This is a genomic window from Streptomyces sp. CY-1 (genome assembly GCF_047218265.1).
GTDB classification, from domain to species: Bacteria; Actinomycetota; Actinomycetes; order Streptomycetales; family Streptomycetaceae; genus Streptomyces; species Streptomyces niphimycinicus.
Map to the genome: position 1 here is coordinate 6,432,297 of NZ_CP178393.1, position 17,699 is coordinate 6,449,995.

Below are 17,699 nucleotides of genomic sequence, written 5' to 3' on the forward strand. Positions count from 1 at the left end.
GGGGGAGGTGAGCGTATGGCCGACGGAAACTGTCTGATCAGTAACGAGTGGATATGCGGTGAGTATGTACGCACACGTGGTCAGGAGCTGACGGACGCGACACTCGAGCATGTATGGATCACGCTCGCCTCGGTCGCGATCGGTCTGTTGGTCGCCTTTCCGCTGGCACTGCTGGCCCGCCGCTGGAAGGTGGTGTCGGGACCGGTGCTGGGGCTGACCACGATCCTCTATACGGTGCCGTCGCTGGCGATGTTCTCGCTGCTGCTGCCCGTGTTCGGGGTCTCGGTCGCGGTGGTGATCACCGGACTGGTGCTCTATTCGCTCACGATCCTGGTGCGCAACATCATGGCCGGTCTCGCCTCGGTGCCCGAAGAGGCGCGGGAGGCGGCCCGGGGCATGGGGTACGGCCCGCTGCGGCTGCTGTTCGGCGTGGAGCTGCCGCTCGCGCTGCCCGCGCTGATGGCCGGGCTGCGGATCACCACCGTCTCCACGGTCTCGCTCACCACGGTGGGCGCGATCATCGGATACGGCGGGCTCGGCAACCTCATCTACGAAGGCATGCGCAGCTTCTTCAAGGCCGAGGTGCTCACCGCCTCGGTGCTGTGCGTGGCGCTGGCGGTCGTGGCGGATCTGCTGCTGCTCGCCCTCCAGCGGCTGCTGACGCCATGGGCGCGCAAGAGTCGGAAGGGCACCACCTGATGGACGTCGTCGCCAAGGCGTGGACCTGGCTGGCCACCGGGTCGCACTGGGCGGGCCCGGACGGGGTGTGGCACCGGCTCGGCCAGCATCTGTTCCTGACCTTCGCCTGCCTGGCCATCGCCTGCGCGGTGGCGCTGCCGATCGCCGTGTTCCTCGGCCATATCGGCAAGGGCGGCGCGCTCGCGGTCAATATCTCCAACGCGGGGCGCGCCGTGCCCACCTTCGCGGTGCTGGTGCTGTTGCTGCTCAGCCCGCTGGGGACGCACGGCGAGTGGCCCACGATCATCGCGCTGGTGCTGTTCGCCATCCCGCCGCTGCTCACCAACGCCTATGTCGGAGTGCACGAGGCCGACCGGGAGGTCGTGGAGGCGGCCCGCGGCATGGGGATGACGGGCGGCCAGTTGATCCGCAGGGTAGAGCTGCCGCTGGCGTTCCCGCTCATCATGACGGGCGTACGGACGGCCGCGGTGCAGGTCGTGGCCACCGCGACACTGGCCGCGCTGCCCGGCGGCGGCGGCCTCGGCCGGATCATCACGGCGGGCTTCCGGCTCACCGACACCCCGCAGGTGGTGGCCGGGGCGGTGCTGGTCGCGGCCCTCGCGCTGGTGGTCGAGGGCGTCTTCGTGGTGCTGGGGCTGCTGCTCGACCCGATGCGGCGCAGGACGGGGCGGCGCCTGGCCGCGGCCCGCCGCCCGCCCGCCGACCAGGCCCCGGCCGCACCGGCGCTGACGACGTAGCACCCGCGGGCCGAGCCCTGCGGCGACCGGACGCACGCGTGTGCGGACACCCATGGGCGGGCAGTGCGGGTGACGCGGATGGCGCGGCCGGCGCAGAGAGCGCGGACAGCGCATGCGGACAACCCACAGAGCGCCGACGACGCGGAAATCGTGGAAATCGCGGAAGACGCAGAGAACGCAGAAAACGCGGCCGACGCACAAGACGCGACGACGCGGACAACTACGGATGGGGAACCATGAGCAAGATCTATCGGGCGGCGGCGGCCGTGGCGGGGGTCGCCGCGCTGACGGCCGGGCTGGCCGCGTGTGGCGGGGACAGCCTGGAGAAGTCGAGCGGCGGTGACAGCTCCGGGAAACCGGACAAGGGCTCGCTGGTGATCGGATCCGCCTCCTTCTCCGAGTCGAAGATCCTCGCGGAGCTGTACGCGGGGGTTCTGAAGGACGCCGGCTATTCCACTTCGATCAAGACCGTGGACGCCCGCGAGCTGTATGAACCGGCCCTGGAGAAGGGCCAGATGGATGTCGTACCGGAGTACGCGGCGACGCTGGCCGAATTCCTCAACCAGAAGAAGAACGGGTCGAATGCCGCCCCGGTGGCCTCCTCGGACATCGGCGAGACGGTCACGGCGCTGAGGAAGCTCGCCGAACCGCGCGGGCTGAAGGTGCTGGACCCCGGCAAGGCCGTGGACCAGAACGCCTTCGCGGTCAGCGGTGACTTCGCGAAGGAACATGATCTCAAGACGCTCTCCGACCTCGGGAAGTCGAAGCAGAAGGTCACCCTGGCGGCGGGCGACGAATGCCCCAAGCGGCCCTTCTGCCAGCCTGGTCTGGAGAAGAAGTACGGCATCGACATCGCCGGGATCGACCCGCTGGACATCGGCAGCGTCCAGGCCAAGCAGGCCGTCAAGGACGGTAAGGACCAGATGGTCCTGACCACGACCACGGACAGCACGCTGGATCAGTTCGGGCTCGTCCTGCTCGACGACGACAAAAATCTCCAGAATGCCGACAACGTACTTCCCGTGGTGAATGCGAAGTCCGCCGGCTCGCAGAAGATCGCGGACTCGCTGAACAAGCTCACCAAGGTGCTGACCACCGCCGATCTGCGGGAACTCAACAGGAAAGTTGACGCCGAGCGGCTCAAGCCGACGGATGTCGCCGCCGACTACCTCCGGGACAAGGGGCTGGTGAAGTAGGATCAAAACCCCGCTCGGGAGGGCTTGGCAACGGATCACGGCGCGAGACCGCCGCTATTTGCCAACGGATTGACAACAGATCTGGCCCGGCGGGCACCCAAGCGACCCCTTTGCACGGTAAGTTTCGGGCCATGCCACGTGGACGCCACCGCCAATCCCCACCCCTGCACAGGCTTCTTCCCTCCGCTTCGGTCGCAGTCGCGTCAATAACCTGCGCCGCCGGAGCCTGGCTGGTCGGCGATACGGTCGTGATCCGCGGGCTTGCCGCGACCGCGGCCGCCGCCGCGGTCGTCGGCGCCTTCCTGATGCGCCGTTGGGACCGCTCGGCCGGCCGACGGGTCGCGGAGGCCGCGAGCGAGGCCGCGCGCCAGGAGATGAAGTACGAGGAGCGGATCGCGGAGCTCGAGGCGGACGCCGAGAAGGCGAGCGAGCTCCGCACCGCGCTCAACACCCGGCTGCGCGCCAAGCGCGCAGAGCTCGCCCGGCTGCGCAATGAGCACGCCGAGCTGCTGCGCCGCTACGCCACGGCCGAGACCGAGCGGGCCACCGCCCTGGAGGGCCGCCGCCGGCTCGCACTGGAGGCCGCGTCCCCGGCGAAGGCGCTGGAGGCGGCGACCAGGCCCGCCGAACCCGCCGAGTCCGCCGGGTCCGCCGAATCCGCCGGGTCGGGCGTCGAGTCGAACGAGCCGGACGGCATCGCCTCCGGGCGGCTCATGCCGTCGGCCACCGCGTACGCCAAGGCCGACGAGGCGCTCAGCCGGCTCCGGGAGAGCGCGCGACGGCAGAAGGAGCGCCGGGAGCAGGCCGCCGCGGGTGCCCGGGCCGACGCCCCCGCCCCCGCGATGGACGCCGAGAAGGACGCGGAGCGCGACGGGCGCGAGGGCCGGCGCGAGAGCCGCGACAAGGGTGGTGCCGCCACGCTGGGGAAGCCCCCGGCGGCCGGCGGGCAGGACGACGACGGCCCCCAGGAGCCGCCCGTCCACGCCCGTACGGCCGCCTCGGCGGTGGTGCCGTATGCCGCGGCACGCCGGGCCGCCTCCCGTTCGGAGAGCGGCTTCGACTACTTCGGCACCCAGAAGAAGCACTCGAAGCAGCAGCAGCGGGAGCCCGAGTCCGCCGAGGAGGACCTCGCCGATGTGATCGGCGACGAGACCCTCGCGGAGACCAGGAAGGGCGCGGTGGGCGAGGTCATCGACCTGACCGCGCACGACGAGACGGAACAGATCGACCTCGGGGAGCTGCGCAGCGCGATCTCGTAACGGGATCGTCCGCGCGGCGTCCTGGCGTCGCCGGCTACTCGTCGATGCCGATTACTCGTCGGTGTCGCCTACTTGTCGATGTCGCCGACGACGAAGAAGAGCGACCCCAGGATCGCCACCATGTCGGCGACGAGAGTGCCCGGCAGCAGCTCGGTGAGCGCCTGGATGTTGTTGTACGAGGCCGAGCGGAGCTTGAGCCGGTACGGCGTCTTCTCGCCCTTGGAGACCAGGTAGTAGCCGTTGAGGCCGAGCGGGTTCTCGGTCCAGGCGTAGGTGTGGCCCTCGGGCGCCTTGAGCACCTTCGGCAGCCGCTGGTTGATCGGCCCCGCCGGGAGTTCGTCGAGCCGGTCCAGGCAGGCGTCCGCCAGCGCCAGGGAGTTGTGCGCCTGCTCCAGCAGGCATTCGAACCGGGCGAGGCAGTCGCCTTCCTGGCGGGTGACGACCTTGAGGACGTCCTGGAGCTCCGGGTAGGCCAGATACGGCTCGTCGCGCCGCAGATCGAAGTCGACGCCCGAGGCCCGGGCGATGGGGCCGCTGACCCCGTACCCGTGCACCGTCTCGCGGGCCAGTACGCCGACGTCGCGGGTGCGGCCCCGGAAGATCTCGTTGCCGAGCACCAGGTCGTCGTACACGTCCATCCGCGAGCGCACCTCGGCCACGGCCTGCCGGGCCCGGCCCAGCCAGCCCGCCGGGAGGTCCTCCTTGAGGCCGCCGACCCGGTTGAACATGTAGTGCATCCGGCCGCCGGAGATCTCCTCCATGACGTGCTGGAGGTCCTCGCGCTCCCGGAACGCGTAGAAGATCGGCGTGATGCCGCCCAGCTCCAGGGGGTAGGAGCCGAGGAACATCAGATGGTTCAGGATCCGGTTGAGCTCGGCGAGCAGCGTACGGGTCCACACCGCCCGCTCGGGGACCTCCATGCCCAGCATCCGCTCGACGGCGAGCACGACGCCCAGTTCGTTGGAGAAGGCGGAGAGCCAGTCGTGGCGATTGGCCAGCATGATGATCTGGCGGTAGTCGCGCGCCTCGAAGAGCTTCTCCGCGCCCCGGTGCATATAGCCGATGACCGGTTCGGCGCTCTGGATCCGCTCCCCGTCGAGGACCAGCCGCAGCCGTAGCACTCCGTGGGTGGAGGGGTGCTGTGGGCCGATGTTGAGCACCATGTCGGTGCTCTCCGCGGCGCCGCCGATGCCGACTGTCGTCTCCGTCATGCGTACCAGTCTCTCAGCTCCCCGGGAGGCCCCCGCGGGGCGCTCCCTGCCGCGCGGGCCCTACGGGGTGTCCGGCGGGCCACGCGGCGGAGACCCAGTTGTGGGAGGGGCGGGAGGGGAAAGAGCCCGCCGCAGGCGTCAAGACCCGTCCGACACCCGCTACGGCCGGAGCGGGTCGTGCGGCAGCTCCACCGGGTGGTGGAGCCAGGTGAAGGCGCCGAGACCGGCGGGGTCGGTCAGCTCCGCGGCCTCGCCCGCCGCGCCGAGGGCGCTGACGTAGCCGGCGGGGTCGGTGGAGGCCAGGGCGAGCGGGGGGCGGCGGGCGTCGAGGCCGAGCGCGCGCAGCGCCTCGCGCTGGGTCATCAGCCCGGCGCCGGGCCCGGCCGCGGCGGCGCACGCGTCCATCGCGACATGCGCCGTCAGATCGCGGGAGCCGTCCGGTACGGGCCGCACCTCGCGCCCCTCGCGGAAGCCGGTCAGCGTGCCGAACGGCGGCCGGGCGGCGCGTTCGTGGCCGTAGTCGACGGCGACCGCGAGGCCCGCCCGGAGGGAGCGCACGGCCCGAGCCCAGGCCGCCTCGCGCGGATGGCCGATCTCGGCGCGCAGCCCCGGTTCCGCGCCCGCCAGGGGCCACCAGCGGGCCAGCCACGCGGCGTCCTCGCCGTCCACCGGGTCGCCCAGCCGCTCGGTGCCGTCCCCGGCCGCGAGGTCCACCTCGACCCGGCGCGGCACGCCGTCCGCGTCGGTCTCGGCGATGTCCACGGGCACGTTGTCGAGCCACTCATTGGCGAACAGCAGCCCCGTGCAGCCCTCCGGCGGGGCGTCGAGCCAGGCGATCCGCTGATCCAGGCCCGCCGGGCGCTCCGCGCGCTCCACCGCGTAGGGTCGCAGCCGCCGGTCCAGGTCGTGGGGCAGGCCGGGGGCCAGGGCGAGCACCTGGGTGAGCAGCTCGCCGCGGCCGGCGCCCAGGTCCACCAGGGCCAGTTCGGCGGGGTGCCCCAGCGCCTCGTCCACCCGGCGCAGCAGCTCCGCGACCGCCCGGGCGAACAGCGGTGAGGCATGCACCGACGTGCGGAAATGCCCGGCGGGGCCCTCCGGGCGGCGGAAGAATCCGCCCCTTCCGTACAGCGCCTGTTCGGCCGCCGTACGCCAACCGCTCCACTCATGCTTCTCGGTCGCCACACCGCCACGCTATGTGGAATCGTCTCCACCTTGGGGAGTAGGGCCGGGCGATACGGATCGCCCCTCGGGCTGACCCGAGCGGGTTCGGCGGTGCCTACGCTGGGTGACGTGCAGCGCCTCTACGAATTTCTCCGCAGGCATCCGACAGGGGTGGACACCTTCTGGGCCCTCCTCCTCGTCGGCTTCGGTTTCCTGTGGGTCATGGAGGCGGAGATGAGCCGGGGTTCCCGGTTCGCGGCCGTGCCGATCGTCCTGGCGCTGGGGACGACGGTCGCGCTGCGCCGCCGCGTCCCGGAGAAGATGCTGCTGCTGGCCATCGCGTGCGGGGTCGCCCAGATGGCCACCAGCGTCAAGCCCAATCTGGCCGACTTCGCCATGCTGGTGATCGTCTACACGGTGGCGGTCGCCTCCTCGCGCCGGGCCTCCCGCTTCGCGCTGGGCGTGGCGATCAGCGCGGCCCCCCTCGCCGCCCTCCGCTGGCCGCATTCCGAGCAGGGCTGGTGGGAGGACGTCGTCTCGGCGGTCTTCGTCTCCATCCCGTTCGTACTGGCCTGGGTGCTCGGCGACTCGATCCGCACCCGCCGCGCCTACTACGCCCAACTCGAGGAGCGGGCCGCCCGGCTGGAGAAGGAGCGCGAGGCGCAGTCGAAGGTCGCGGTGGCCGCCGAGCGCGCCCGGATCGCGCGGGAGCTGCACGATGTGGTGGCACACAACGTGTCGGTGATGGTGGTGCAGGCGGATGGCGCCGCGTACGTCATGGACGCCTCGCCGGAACAGGCCCGGCAGGCGCTGGAGACCATCTCCGGCACCGGCCGCCAGGCGCTCGCCGAGATGCGGCGGCTGCTGGGCGTGCTGCGCACCGGGGAGCCGGGCGAGGAGAACGACTACGTCCCCCAGCCGGACGTCGAGCAGATCGACGAGTTGGTGGAGCAGGTGCGAGGCGCCGGGCTCCCGGTGGACTTCAAGGTGGTGGGCAGCCCGCGCCAGCTTCCCAGCGGGGTCGAGCTGACCGCCTACCGCATCGTGCAGGAAGCGCTCACCAACACCCGTAAGCACGGCGGTCCGGACGTGGGCGCGAGCGTCCGCCTCACCTACTTCGACGACGGGCTCGGGCTGCTGGTCGAGGACGACGGACGGGGCGCGCAGCGCGAGCTGTACCAGGACGGCGGCGCCGACGGCAGCGGCCATGGGCTGATCGGGATGCGCGAGCGCGTCGGCATGGTGGGCGGCACGCTCGACGCGGGGCCGCGTCCTGGCGGCGGCTTCCGGATCAGCGCACTGCTGCCGCTGAAGCCGGCCCGTTGAGCGATGGGCGCATCATGACCCGTATGCGCATGCGCACTCGTGACGTCGCGCCATGGCCGCTGTAAGGCGGCTGTCAGCCAGAGGAGCTGTCAGCCAGAGGAAGGGACCGTCCGGAATGTCGATTCGCGTCATGCTCGTCGATGACCAAGTGCTGCTGCGTACCGGCTTTCGGATGGTGCTCGCGGCCCAGCCCGATATGGAGGTCGTCGCCGAGGCGGGCGATGGGGTGGAGGCGCTTCAGGCGGTGCGCTCCACGAAGGTGGACGTCGTCCTCATGGACGTCCGCATGCCCAAGCTGGACGGCGTGGAAGCCACCCGCCTGATATGCGAGCGGGAAGGGGCGCCGAAGGTCATCATCCTGACCACGTTCGATCTGGACGAGTACGCCTTCTCCGCGCTCAAGGCCGGGGCGGGCGGCTTCATGCTCAAGGATGTGCCGCCCGCGGAGCTGCTCGCGGCGATCCGCGCGGTGCACAGCGGTGACGCGGTGGTCGCGCCGAGCACCACGCGCCGGCTGCTGGACCGGTTCGCGCCGATGCTGCCGGGCGGTGGGGGAAGCGGCGGCCGGGTCCGTCCGGAGCTGGAGCGGCTCACCGACCGGGAGCGCGAGGTGGTGCTGCTGGTCGCGCAGGGGCTGTCGAACGGGGAGATCGCGGCGCGGCTGGTGCTGTCCGAGGCCACCGTGAAGACCCATGTGGGGCGCATCCTCACCAAGTTGGAGCTGCGGGACCGGGTGCAGGTGGTGGTGATGGCCTACGAGACCGGGCTGGTGCGGGCCGGTGGCTCGGCGGGCCCGGCCCGCTGAGGCGCGGCGGCCTTTCTTACGGCGGCGTCCTTACGGTGGCCGCGGCGTCCTTACGGTCGAGACGGCCGTCCTACCGTTCGTGCTCGCCGCTGTCCCGCCGGTCGCGCAGGACCAGGTCGAGCAGTCCGGGGAAGCGCTGGTCGAACTCCGGGCGGCGCAGCCGGTTGACCCGCTTGGGGCCCATGTCGCGCTGCTCGATCAGCCCGGCCGCGCGCAGCACCGAGAAGTGGTGGCTGAGCGCCGCCTTGCCCACGGGCACGTCGAAGGTGCCGCAGGTGTGCTCCCAGTCGGCCGTGGTGGCCAGTTCGCGGACGAGCTGAAGCCGTACGGGGTCGGCGAGCGCCGCGAGGGCGGTCTGCACCGGGACGTCGTCGGGGTGGGTGTGCTCGGGCGCGGCCCGGTGGCTTCGGTTGCTCATCGCTGCTCTGCTCCTCTGCCGCTTATGGCCCGATCTGTGTTCACTCTGGGGTGAACATTTTAGGCGGAGCCCCTGGGGCCGCACGCTACAGACAAGGCCCTACCGCAGCACGCTCTCCAGGAAGTCGCTGCCCAGGCGGGCCACCGACGTCAGGTCGAGCTGGTGCAGCACATAGCGGCCGCGGCGGCGGGTGGTGAGAAGACCGGCCTTCTTCAGCACGGCGATATGGCGGGAGACCTCCGGGGGCGTGATGCCGTACGACTCGGAGAGCTCCCCGGTGGTGTGCGGGCCGCGCGCCAGGCTGCGGCACAGCCGCATCCGCATCGGGTGGGCCAGGGCCTCGAGACGGCGCTGGACGAGCTCCAGGGCGGCGGGCGGGGGCAGTTCGGGGGCGGCGACCGGGTACTGGATCACCGGGCGCCAGCCGGGCGCGTACAGGACGATCAGATGCGGCCAGCCGAAGGCGGTCGGGATGAAGGTGATGCCCTCCCCGTACGCCGTCGTCCGGCCGCCCGCCAGCTTGTCGACCAGGATGCTGTTCCCGTCCTCCGACAGCGACAGCGCGGCGGAGGCCGCCGTCAGCGCCTCTCCGAGCCCCTTGCGCTGAAGCAGTTCCGCCTTGTGGCGGGCGTCGGCGGCCAACTGGATCCGCGTCCGTCGCCAGGTGTCGGCGAAGAACGCCTCGTCGCAGTCCTCCAGCAGCCGCCGCAACCAGACCCGCAGCCCGTCCGGGTCCTCCAGCATCCGGTGGGTGAAAGCCGCCTGCCGCGGCCCCCGGGCGGCCGCCAACTCGCGGATCCGGGCCCGTTCGTCCGCGTCGACCAGCGGCGAGGGGGTGCGCCGGTAGTACGCGGGGGAGCAGGCGATCTCGAAGGCGGCCGACACGAACGTCTCGTCGTCGATCCGGTCCAGTGCGTCCAGCTCCTCCGCGAGCGTCGCCCCGGGGGCGGCCGGGAGCAGCAGATCGGAGCGGGTGGTGCGCCACAGGAAGTCCGCCTCGCAGAGCCGGTCGGCGAGGTCCGGCTTGAGCGCGGAGGAGGTGGCGGTGGCCCAGCCGTGCAGCCCGGGGTGGTGGCCGGGCTCGGACAGCACATGGAGCGCGGCGCCCAGCTCGGCGAGCGGGGACGGGCTGAAGACGATGCGCTCGGGCGGCAGCCCGGCGATGTCGATGACATTGGCCATGAGCCCATGGTGCGGGAGCCCGCGCCCGGCGCCGCCCTCGTTTGACGGCCGCCGTCAATCGGCGTGACGGGTGTCCGGGGCCGGGCGGACCGTCGAATCATGTCCCTCACCGAGCAGTACGCACTCGACCTGTACCGGGCCGCCCGGCGCGGCGAGCCCGCCCCGCCCGCACCGGGCCGCCACGACTGGCGCACCGTCCGGGAGTTGCGGCAGTACCGCGACGCCCAGGCCGCGATGGCGGGGCGTCCGGCCCGCCGCCGCGACCGCGATGACCGCCTTACGGACGCGCCGGGCGCCGTAAGGGCGACGCCGGGCCACCTACCGGCCATGCCGCGCGCCGTAAGGGCGGTCAGGGAGGCGCTGGCCGCCCTGCGGCGCCGGTCAGCCGTCCCCCTCCAGGAGCTCCCGGACCCGGGCGAGGAAGGCACCGGCCGCGGCCGTGACGTCCTCGGCCGTCCAGTCGAGTGCGGGTGAGGCGACCGTCAGCTCCGTCGCGGCCAGACCGGGCGGCCCCGGCTCCCGCCAGCGACGGAACAGCGTCGTCCCCGTCTCCTCCGCCAGCCGCACCCCCGCCTCGTCCAGCACCGCCGCCGGATACGGCAGCCACACCTGGAACTGGTGGGTGTGCGGCACCTCGGGATGCACCCGGGACCAGCTCACCCCCTCGGCCGTGAACGCCGTCCGCAGCGCCTGTGCCACCACCCGGGCGTGCGCCACATACGACGGAAGCCTCGGCAGCTCGCGGTCCAGGCCGTCCAGCGCGGCCAGCGCCGCCGGCCACTGCTGGAAGAGCTGGCCGCCGTACCGGTGGCGCCACGCCCTGGCCTCCGTCACCAGGGTCTCGGGCCCGGCCAGCGCCGCTCCCGAGATGCCGTCCACCGACTTGTAGAAGGACACATAGACGGAGTCCGCCAGGGCGGCGATCTCCGGCAGCTCGCGGCCGAAGTGGGCCGTGCACTCCCACAGCCGTGCCCCGTCGAAGTGCACCACCGCGTCCCGCTCCCGGGCCGCCTCCACGACCGCGACCAGCTCGTCCCAGGTGGGCAGCACGAATCCGGCGTCGCGCAGCGGGAGTTCGAGGGCGAGCGTGCCGAACGGCTCGTCGAGACCGAGGACGTCCTCTGCGGTGGGCGGCCGGGGCTCGCTCGTGGGACGCACCGCGCGCAGCCCGCTCACCGTCAGATACGCGTCCCGCTCATGCACCTCCAGATGTGACAGCGGATGCACCGCCACCACCGGATTGCCGGTGCGCCCCGCCCAGCAGCGCAGCGCCACCTGCTGCGCCATGGTGCCGGTGGGGAAGAACGCCGCGGCCTCCATGCCGAGCAGCGCGGCGACCCGCCGCTCCAGCTCCTCGACGATGCCGTCCCCGTACATGTCCACCCAGCCGTCCCCGCCGTACGGCGGGGGGTCGGCCGTAAGGGCGGCGGTGAGGGCGGCCAGCCGCTCGGCGATCCGCCCCTCCGCGGGCCCGCGGGTGAGCGTCCGCTCGGAGCCGTGCCAGGCCGCGAGGCGGCGCACCCGCGCGGCCCGCTCCGGGTCGCCGGTGCCGTCGTCCGCCGCGCCCGCCTCGTCGGCTCCCGCTGCCTCGTCCGCACCGGCTGCCTCGTCCACACCTGTTGCCGTCTCGTCCGCCTCGCCCGTCCTGTCCGTCATGAGCCGATCATGTCGCACGGGTGTCCATCGGACCACAGAGTTGTCCACAGGCCCGGGCTGCGGCCGAACTCCCCCGGAAACACTCGCGTAGCATGGCGGGGAATCGTCCGGTACCCCCTGAGGACTGGAACGGAAGGCCCCTGTCGCGTGAACGCACAACCACTTCCCGAGCCGCAGGACCGGCCGGCCCGGCTCACCGTCGGGGTCGTCGGCGCGGGCCGCGTCGGCCCGGCCCTCGCCGCCTCGCTGCGGCTGGCCGGACACCGCCCGGTCGCCGCCTCCGGTGTCTCCGACGCCTCCGTGCGCCGGGCCGCCGCCCTGCTCCCCGAGGTTCCGATCGTCCCGCCCTCCGAGGTGCTGGCGCGGGCCGAGCTGGTGCTGCTCACCGTCCCCGACGACGCGCTGCCCGAGCTGATCGCGGGCCTCACCGAAACCGGTGCGGTGCGCCCCGGCCAGTTGCTGGTGCACACCTCCGGCCGCTATGGCGTCAGTGTGCTGGAGCCCGCGCTGCGGGCCGGTGCGCTGCCGCTCGCACTGCACCCCGTCATGACCTTCACCGGCACCTCGGTGGACGTCCAGCGGCTGGCCGGCTGCTCCTTCGGCGTCACCGCCCCCGAGGAGCTGCGGCTGGCGGCCGAGGCGCTGGTCATCGAGATGGGCGGGGAGCCCGAGTGGATCGCGGAGGAGTCCCGCCCGCTCTATCACGCCGCCCTCGCCATCGGCGCCAACCACCTCACCACGCTGGTCGCCCAGTCCCTTGAGCTGCTGCGCGCGTCCGGGGTCGAGGCCCCCGACCGGATGCTCGGCCCCCTCCTGGGCGCCGCGCTGGACAACGCGCTGCGCAGCGGCGACGCCGCGCTGACCGGCCCGGTCGCGCGCGGCGACGCGGGCACGGTCGCCGCCCATGTCGCCGAGCTGCGGCGGCACGCCCCGCACGCCGTCGCCGGCTATCTGGCCATGGCCCGTACGACCGCGGACCGTGCGCTCGCGCACGGCCTGCTCAAGCCGGAGCTGGCGGAGGACCTGCTGGGCGTGCTCTCGGATGTCACCGACGCACGGGGCCGGGGAGGCAGTGAGTCATGAGCCCGAAGCTGTGGACCAAGGCGCTTCCTGGGGAGCCGGATGTGGAGCTGTTCCGCCATCGCTCCGAGCTGGACGCGGCGTTCGCCCACTTCGCCGTGCCGGGGCGCTCGGCCGTCGTGATGACCATGGGGGCGCTGCACGACGGGCACGCCTCGCTGATCCGCGCCGCCCGCGCCCGGGTGGGCGCCAAGGGCCTGGTGACCGTCACCGTCTTCGTCAATCCGCTCCAGTTCGGCGCGGGCGAGGACCTCGACCGCTATCCACGCACCCTGGACGCCGACCTCAAGGTCGCGGCCGAGGCGGACGCGGACATCGTCTTCGCCCCGGCGGCCGATGAGGTGTATCCGGGCGGCGAGCCGCATATCCGGATCACCGCGGGCGCCATGGGCGAGCGCTATGAGGGCGCCTCGCGGCCCGGCCACTTCGACGGGATGCTCACGGTCGTCGCCAAGCTGCTCCATCTCACCCGCCCCGATGCCGCCTTCTTCGGCGAGAAGGACGCCCAGCAGTTGGCGCTGGTCCGCCGGATGGCGCGCGACCTGGATTTCCCGGTCGAGATCGTCGGCGTCCCCACCGTCCGGGAGGGCGACGGGCTCGCCCTCTCCAGCCGTAACCGCTATCTGTCGGCCCAGGAGCGGGACACCGCGCTGGCCCTGTCCCGGGCGCTGTTCGCGGGGCGGGACGCGGGGCTGCTGGCGGCCGGGGAGGGCCCGGCCGGGGCCGAGGAGCACGAGCTGATACGGGTGGCGTCCCCCGCCGCGGTGCGGTCCGCGGCGCGGGTGGTGCTCGACGAGGCGGCGCGGCTGGAGCCGCCGCTCGTCCTCGACTATCTGGGCCTGGCCGACCCCGCCGACTTCACCGAGGTCCCCGACGGATACACCGGCGAGGCCGTGCTGGCCGTCGCGGCCAAGGTCGGCGCCACCCGCCTGATAGACAACGTCCGCCTGTGGATCGGAGCCGCCCGATGACCCGTGCGACCGGGCGGCCCGACGCCGTGGCCCCCGCCACCGCCCTGCGCGCCGCCGCCCCCGGCTGGGCCATCGAGGCCGATGTCGTGGTCGTCGGCTCCGGGGTCGCCGGGCTGACCGTGGCGCTGCGCTGTGCCGCGGCCGGGGCCAGGGTCACCGTGGTCACCAAGGCCCGCCTGGACGACGGCTCCACGCGCTGGGCCCAGGGCGGCATAGCCGCCGCCCTCGGCGAGGGCGACACCCCCGAGCAGCATCTGGACGACACCCTGGTGGCCGGCGCCGGGCTCTGCGACGAGCGGGCGGTACGGACGCTGGTCACCGAGGGACCCGACGCGGTGCGGCGGCTCATCGCCACCGGCGCCCGCTTCGACGCCGACGACGACACCGGCGAGATCCTGCTGACCCGCGAGGGCGGCCACCACCGCCGCCGGATCGCCCACGCGGGCGGCGACGCGACCGGCGCGGAGATCTCCCGGGCCCTGGTCGAGGCGGTGCGCGCGGCCGGTATCGACACCGTGGAGAACGCCCTGGTGCTCGACCTGCTGAGGGACGACTCCGGCCGGGCGGCCGGAGTCACCCTGCACGTCATGGGCGAGGGCCGGCGGGACGGCGTGGGCGCGGTGCGGGCGGGCGCGGTCGTCCTCGCCACGGGCGGCATGGGCCAGATCTTCTCCGCGACCACCAACCCCGCCGTCTCCACCGGCGACGGGGTCGCGCTCGCGCTGCGCGCCGGGGCCGAGGTCAGCGATCTGGAGTTCGTGCAGTTCCACCCCACGGTGCTGTGGCTGGGCCCGGAGGCGGAGGGCCAGCAGCCGCTGGTCTCGGAGGCGGTGCGCGGCGAGGGCGCCCATCTCGTCGACGCCGACGGGGTGCGCTTCATGCAGGGGCAGCACGAACTGGCCGAGCTGGCGCCCCGTGACATCGTCGCCAAGGGAATCATGCGGCGGATGCGGGAGCGCGGCGCCGAGCATATGTACCTGGACGCGCGCCACTTCGGGGCCCGGATGTGGGAGCGGCGCTTCCCGACCATCCTGGCCGCCTGCCGCGCGCACGGCATCGACCCGGTGACCGAGCCCATCCCGGTCGCCCCGGCCGCGCACTACGCGAGCGGCGGAGTCCGTACCGATCTGCACGGCCGCACCACCGTCCCCGGGCTCTACGCCTGCGGGGAGGTCGCCTGCACCGGCGTCCACGGCGCGAATCGGCTGGCCTCCAACTCCCTCCTGGAGGGCCTGGTCTTCGCGGAGCGCATCGCGGAGGACATCACCGCCGGAGCCGCCGGAGCCGCCGGAGCCGCCGGAGCCGCCGGAGCCGAGGGCCCCGCGCGGCCCGGGCCGGACGAGGGCATCGGGCCGGACGGGGGTGCCCCCGCCGGGCCGCCCCTGCTCGCCTCCGAGGCCCGCTACGAGATCCAGCACATCATGACCCACGGCGCCGGAGTCCTGCGCTCCGCCGAGAGCCTGGCCCGCGCCGCCGACCAACTGGAGCGCGTCCACGACGACGCCGCCGCGCAGTTGAGGCGGGACGGCAAGACGGCTGAGCCGGGGGTCGAGACCTGGGAGGCCACCAACCTCCATCTGGTCGCCCGGGTCCTGGTCGCCGCCGCGCTCCGCCGTGAGGAGACCCGCGGCTGCCACTGGCGCGAGGACCGCCCCGCGCGGGACGACACCGCCTGGCGCCGCCACCTCCTGGTCACCCTCCGCCCGGACGGCGCCCTCGACGTCCGGGCCACGGACTCCGAAGCGTTCCCCCCACCGACCACCCCCCGAGCCGAGACGGAGTCCCGCCCGTGAGCAGCACCTCCGAAGACCGCCAGCCACCCGTGTCCCTGCCGCTGCTCCAGATCGGCCGCCCCGGCGAGGCGGCGGGCTGCGGCGATGCCTGCGGCTGCGGCGACGACGCCGACGGCCCCGGGCTCGACCCGATGGAGTGCGGTCTGGACCCCGATCTGGCCGAGCTGCTGATCAGTGCCGGACTCGACCCCATCCAGGTCGAGGACATCGCGCATATGGCCATCGAGGAGGACCTCGACCAGGGCGTGGACGTCACCACCGTGGCCACCGTCCCCGAGGACGCCTTCGCCACCGGCGACTTCACCGCCCGTGAGGCGGGCACCGTCGCCGGGCTGCGGATCGCCGAGGCGGTCCTGTCCGTCGTCTGTACGGACGAGTTCGAGGTCGAGCGGCATGTCGAGGACGGCGACCGGGTGGCGGCCGGTCAGAAGCTGCTCAGCGTCCGTACTCGCACCCGCGACCTGCTCACCGGTGAGCGCAGCGCGCTCAACCTCCTGTGCCGGCTCTCCGGTATCGCGACGGCGACGCGTGCGTGGGCCGACGCCCTCGACGGGACGAAGACCAAGGTCCGTGACACCCGTAAGACCACCCCGGGGCTGCGCGCCCTGGAGAAGTACGCGGTGCGCTGCGGCGGCGGGGTCAACCACCGGATGTCGCTGTCGGACGCCGCGCTGGTCAAGGACAACCATGTGATCGCGGCGGGCGGCGTGGCGGAGGCGTTCGGCGCCGTGCGGGCCGAGTTCCCGGATGTGCCGATCGAGGTGGAGGTCGACACCCTCGACCAGATCCCGCCGGTCCTGGAGGCGGGCGCGGACCTCATCCTGCTGGACAACTTCACCCCGGAGCGGACCCGCGAGGCCGTGGAGCTGGTCGCCGGGCGCGCCGCCCTGGAGTCCTCGGGACGGCTGACGCTCGCCAATGCCCGTACGTACGCCGAGACGGGCGTCGACTATCTGGCGGTCGGCGCGCTCACCCACTCCTCCCCGATCCTGGACATCGGCCTGGACCTGCGCGAGGCCGAGGGGAAGTAACCAATGCTGCTGACCATCGACGTCGGAAACACCCGCCCGCCCGTCGCCCCACCCACCACCCCAGGGCTCGTCCTCGGCCGTCAGCCCGCCCGGAAGCGGTGCCGCCCATGCTGCTGACCATCGACGTCGGAAACACCCATACCGTGCTGGGCCTGTTCGACGGCGAGGAGATCGTCGAGCACTGGCGGATCTCCACCGACGCCCGCCGCACCGCCGATGAACTCGCCGTGCTGCTCCAGGGCCTGATGGGCATGCATCCGCTGCTCGGCGAGGAGCTGGGCGACGGCATCGCGGGCATCTCCATCTGCTCCACCGTCCCCTCGGTGCTCCATGAGCTGCGCGAGGTGACCCGCCGCTACTACGGCGATGTGCCGTCCGTCCTGGTCGAGCCGGGCGTGAAGACCGGTGTGCCGATCCTGATGGACAACCCCAAGGAGGTCGGCGCCGACCGGATCATCAACGCGCTGGCCGCCGTCGAGCTGTACGAGGGTCCGTGCGTGGTCGTCGACTTCGGCACCGCGACGACCTTCGACGCGGTCAGCGCGCGCGGCGAGTACGTGGGCGGGGTGATCGCGCCGGGCATCGAGATCTCGGTCGAGGCGCTGGGCGTACGCGGGGCGCAATTGCGCAAGATCGAACTGGCCCGCCCGCGCAGCGTGATCGGGAAGAACACGGTGGAGGCCATGCAGTCCGGCATCCTCTACGGCTTCGCGGGCCAGGTGGACGGGATCGTCCGGCGAATGGCGCGGGAGCTGGCCCAGGACCCGGAGGACGTCACCGTGATCGCCACCGGCGGGCTGGCGCCCATGGTCCTAGGAGAATCCTCAGTGATCGATGAGCATGAACCCTGGTTGACCCTGATCGGCCTCAGACTGGTCTACGAGCGGAACGTCTCGCGCGGCTGAGCACCGGCGATCAGCTCTTCACCTGCGTGCTCGACCGTATTGACGGCATTCCGAAACGAATTCCCGCGCTCTGGATTCGCCAGGGGGCGCCGATCGTTCTTCGCCATTGGTCACGGAGCGGTCAAGGGAAAGACGGCACTTCGAATTCCGTATTGACAAGCGGAACGGCCGTCGACCACGTACACCGGCACCCGGATGCGACGGTCCGCCCCGGGTGCCGGGTCCGGACGGGGCCGCCTCGGCGCGGCCCCGTCCGGCGCTTCCCCCGT

Annotated in this window: 17 protein-coding genes; 12 read left to right on the forward strand and 5 right to left on the reverse strand. The window is 72.7% G+C overall.

What is annotated here, in order from left to right; genetic code table 11:
* Positions 1 to 15 precede the first annotated feature (15 nt).
* The 4 genes from ACK1X7_RS27805 (at position 16) to ACK1X7_RS27820 (ending at position 3,891) form a co-directional block, all read left to right on the forward strand.
* Positions 16 to 699, forward strand: coding sequence for an ABC transporter permease (locus tag ACK1X7_RS27805; RefSeq protein ID WP_385144253.1), 684 nt, complete (start codon positions 16 to 18; stop codon positions 697 to 699).
* Positions 699 to 1,436 (forward strand): ABC transporter permease, encoded by a 738-nt coding sequence (locus ACK1X7_RS27810; RefSeq protein ID WP_385144282.1) that lies wholly within the window; start codon positions 699 to 701, stop codon positions 1,434 to 1,436. The genes ACK1X7_RS27805 and ACK1X7_RS27810 overlap by 1 nt, the downstream gene beginning before the upstream one ends.
* 236 nt (positions 1,437 to 1,672) lie before the next feature.
* A complete protein-coding gene (locus ACK1X7_RS27815) occupies positions 1,673 to 2,632 on the forward strand; it encodes an ABC transporter substrate-binding protein (RefSeq protein ID WP_385144255.1) in 960 nt (319 codons plus the stop codon).
* A 248-nt stretch (positions 2,633 to 2,880) separates the two neighbouring features.
* Positions 2,881 to 3,891 carry a hypothetical protein gene (locus ACK1X7_RS27820; protein ID WP_390793146.1) on the forward strand — a complete coding sequence of 337 codons (1,011 nt, stop codon included), beginning with the start codon at positions 2,881 to 2,883 and terminating at the stop codon, positions 3,889 to 3,891.
* 68 nt (positions 3,892 to 3,959) lie between these two features.
* Here the strand turns inward: ACK1X7_RS27820 and ACK1X7_RS27825 are convergent, their stop codons facing one another.
* On the reverse strand, positions 3,960 to 5,102 hold the full coding sequence (locus ACK1X7_RS27825; protein ID WP_216346854.1) for an NADH-quinone oxidoreductase subunit D: 1,143 nt from the start codon (positions 5,100 to 5,102) through the stop codon (positions 3,960 to 3,962).
* A gap of 159 nt (positions 5,103 to 5,261) precedes the next feature.
* Positions 5,262 to 6,284 (reverse strand): SAM-dependent methyltransferase, encoded by a 1,023-nt coding sequence (locus tag ACK1X7_RS27830; RefSeq protein WP_413115784.1) that lies wholly within the window; start codon positions 6,282 to 6,284, stop codon positions 5,262 to 5,264.
* A gap of 108 nt (positions 6,285 to 6,392) precedes the next feature.
* Between ACK1X7_RS27830 and ACK1X7_RS27835 the strand changes: the two genes are divergently transcribed.
* Positions 6,393 to 7,589, forward strand: a complete 1,197-nt coding sequence (locus ACK1X7_RS27835) for a sensor histidine kinase (protein WP_385144261.1) — start codon at positions 6,393 to 6,395, stop codon at positions 7,587 to 7,589.
* Positions 7,590 to 7,704: 115 nt separating this feature from the next.
* Positions 7,705 to 8,394: a response regulator transcription factor gene (locus ACK1X7_RS27840; protein WP_385144263.1), complete on the forward strand. Its 690-nt coding sequence runs from the start codon at positions 7,705 to 7,707 to the stop codon at positions 8,392 to 8,394.
* A gap of 70 nt (positions 8,395 to 8,464) precedes the next feature.
* On the opposite strand, the gene ACK1X7_RS27845 is transcribed toward ACK1X7_RS27840, so the two are convergent.
* Together ACK1X7_RS27845 and ACK1X7_RS27850 are read right to left on the reverse strand one after the other, a co-directional pair.
* Positions 8,465 to 8,812, reverse strand: a complete 348-nt coding sequence (locus tag ACK1X7_RS27845) for an ArsR/SmtB family transcription factor (RefSeq protein ID WP_216347490.1) — start codon at positions 8,810 to 8,812, stop codon at positions 8,465 to 8,467.
* Positions 8,813 to 8,911: 99 nt separating this feature from the next.
* A complete protein-coding gene (locus ACK1X7_RS27850) occupies positions 8,912 to 9,994 on the reverse strand; it encodes a DUF5937 family protein (RefSeq protein ID WP_385144265.1) in 1,083 nt (360 codons plus the stop codon).
* A gap of 99 nt (positions 9,995 to 10,093) precedes the next feature.
* On the opposite strand from ACK1X7_RS27850, the gene ACK1X7_RS27855 reads away from it, so the two are divergent.
* Positions 10,094 to 10,468, forward strand: coding sequence for a hypothetical protein (locus tag ACK1X7_RS27855; RefSeq protein ID WP_385144267.1), 375 nt, complete (start codon positions 10,094 to 10,096; stop codon positions 10,466 to 10,468).
* Here ACK1X7_RS27855 and ACK1X7_RS27860 read toward each other — a convergent pair.
* Positions 10,376 to 11,650, reverse strand: coding sequence for a threonine aldolase family protein (locus tag ACK1X7_RS27860; protein WP_385144269.1), 1,275 nt, complete (start codon positions 11,648 to 11,650; stop codon positions 10,376 to 10,378). The two genes, ACK1X7_RS27855 and ACK1X7_RS27860, sit on opposite strands and share 93 nt — an antisense overlap.
* A 147-nt stretch (positions 11,651 to 11,797) precedes the next feature.
* Between ACK1X7_RS27860 and ACK1X7_RS27865 the strand changes: the two genes are divergently transcribed.
* The 5 genes from ACK1X7_RS27865 (at position 11,798) to ACK1X7_RS27885 (ending at position 17,430) form a co-directional block, all read left to right on the forward strand.
* Positions 11,798 to 12,733 (forward strand): Rossmann-like and DUF2520 domain-containing protein, encoded by a 936-nt coding sequence (locus tag ACK1X7_RS27865; RefSeq protein ID WP_211124919.1) that lies wholly within the window; start codon positions 11,798 to 11,800, stop codon positions 12,731 to 12,733.
* Entirely contained in the window at positions 12,730 to 13,701 is a 972-nt protein-coding gene (gene panC, locus ACK1X7_RS27870; RefSeq protein ID WP_385144271.1) for a pantoate--beta-alanine ligase, read from the forward strand. The genes ACK1X7_RS27865 and panC overlap by 4 nt, the downstream gene beginning before the upstream one ends.
* Positions 13,698 to 15,494, forward strand: a complete 1,797-nt coding sequence (locus ACK1X7_RS27875; protein ID WP_413115785.1) for an L-aspartate oxidase — start codon at positions 13,698 to 13,700, stop codon at positions 15,492 to 15,494. Before panC ends, ACK1X7_RS27875 begins: the two co-directional genes overlap by 4 nt.
* Complete coding sequence (gene nadC, locus ACK1X7_RS27880; protein WP_385144275.1) at positions 15,491 to 16,525, forward strand: carboxylating nicotinate-nucleotide diphosphorylase; 1,035 nt, start codon at positions 15,491 to 15,493, stop codon at positions 16,523 to 16,525. The genes ACK1X7_RS27875 and nadC overlap by 4 nt, the downstream gene beginning before the upstream one ends.
* 107 nt (positions 16,526 to 16,632) lie before the next feature.
* On the forward strand, positions 16,633 to 17,430 hold the full coding sequence (locus tag ACK1X7_RS27885; RefSeq protein WP_059142477.1) for a type III pantothenate kinase: 798 nt from the start codon (positions 16,633 to 16,635) through the stop codon (positions 17,428 to 17,430).
* Positions 17,431 to 17,699 lie beyond the last annotated feature (269 nt).

Coding starts and splice junctions, on each gene's coding strand:
- ACK1X7_RS27805 (WP_385144253.1), top strand. CDS start 16: ATGGCCGACGGAAACTGTCTGATCAGTAACGAGTGGATATGCGGTGAG.
- ACK1X7_RS27810 (WP_385144282.1), top strand. CDS start 699: ATGGACGTCGTCGCCAAGGCGTGGACCTGGCTGGCCACCGGGTCGCAC.
- ACK1X7_RS27815 (WP_385144255.1), top strand. CDS start 1,673: ATGAGCAAGATCTATCGGGCGGCGGCGGCCGTGGCGGGGGTCGCCGCG.
- ACK1X7_RS27825 (WP_216346854.1), bottom strand. CDS start 5,102: ATGACGGAGACGACAGTCGGCATCGGCGGCGCCGCGGAGAGCACCGAC.
- ACK1X7_RS27840 (WP_385144263.1), top strand. CDS start 7,705: ATGTCGATTCGCGTCATGCTCGTCGATGACCAAGTGCTGCTGCGTACC.
- ACK1X7_RS27845 (WP_216347490.1), bottom strand. CDS start 8,812: ATGAGCAACCGAAGCCACCGGGCCGCGCCCGAGCACACCCACCCCGAC.
- ACK1X7_RS27850 (WP_385144265.1), bottom strand. CDS start 9,994: ATGGCCAATGTCATCGACATCGCCGGGCTGCCGCCCGAGCGCATCGTC.
- ACK1X7_RS27855 (WP_385144267.1), top strand. CDS start 10,094: ATGTCCCTCACCGAGCAGTACGCACTCGACCTGTACCGGGCCGCCCGG.
- ACK1X7_RS27860 (WP_385144269.1), bottom strand. CDS start 11,650: ATGACGGACAGGACGGGCGAGGCGGACGAGACGGCAACAGGTGTGGAC.
- panC (WP_385144271.1), top strand. CDS start 12,730: ATGAGCCCGAAGCTGTGGACCAAGGCGCTTCCTGGGGAGCCGGATGTG.
- ACK1X7_RS27875 (WP_413115785.1), top strand. CDS start 13,698: ATGACCCGTGCGACCGGGCGGCCCGACGCCGTGGCCCCCGCCACCGCC.
- ACK1X7_RS27885 (WP_059142477.1), top strand. CDS start 16,633: ATGCTGCTGACCATCGACGTCGGAAACACCCATACCGTGCTGGGCCTG.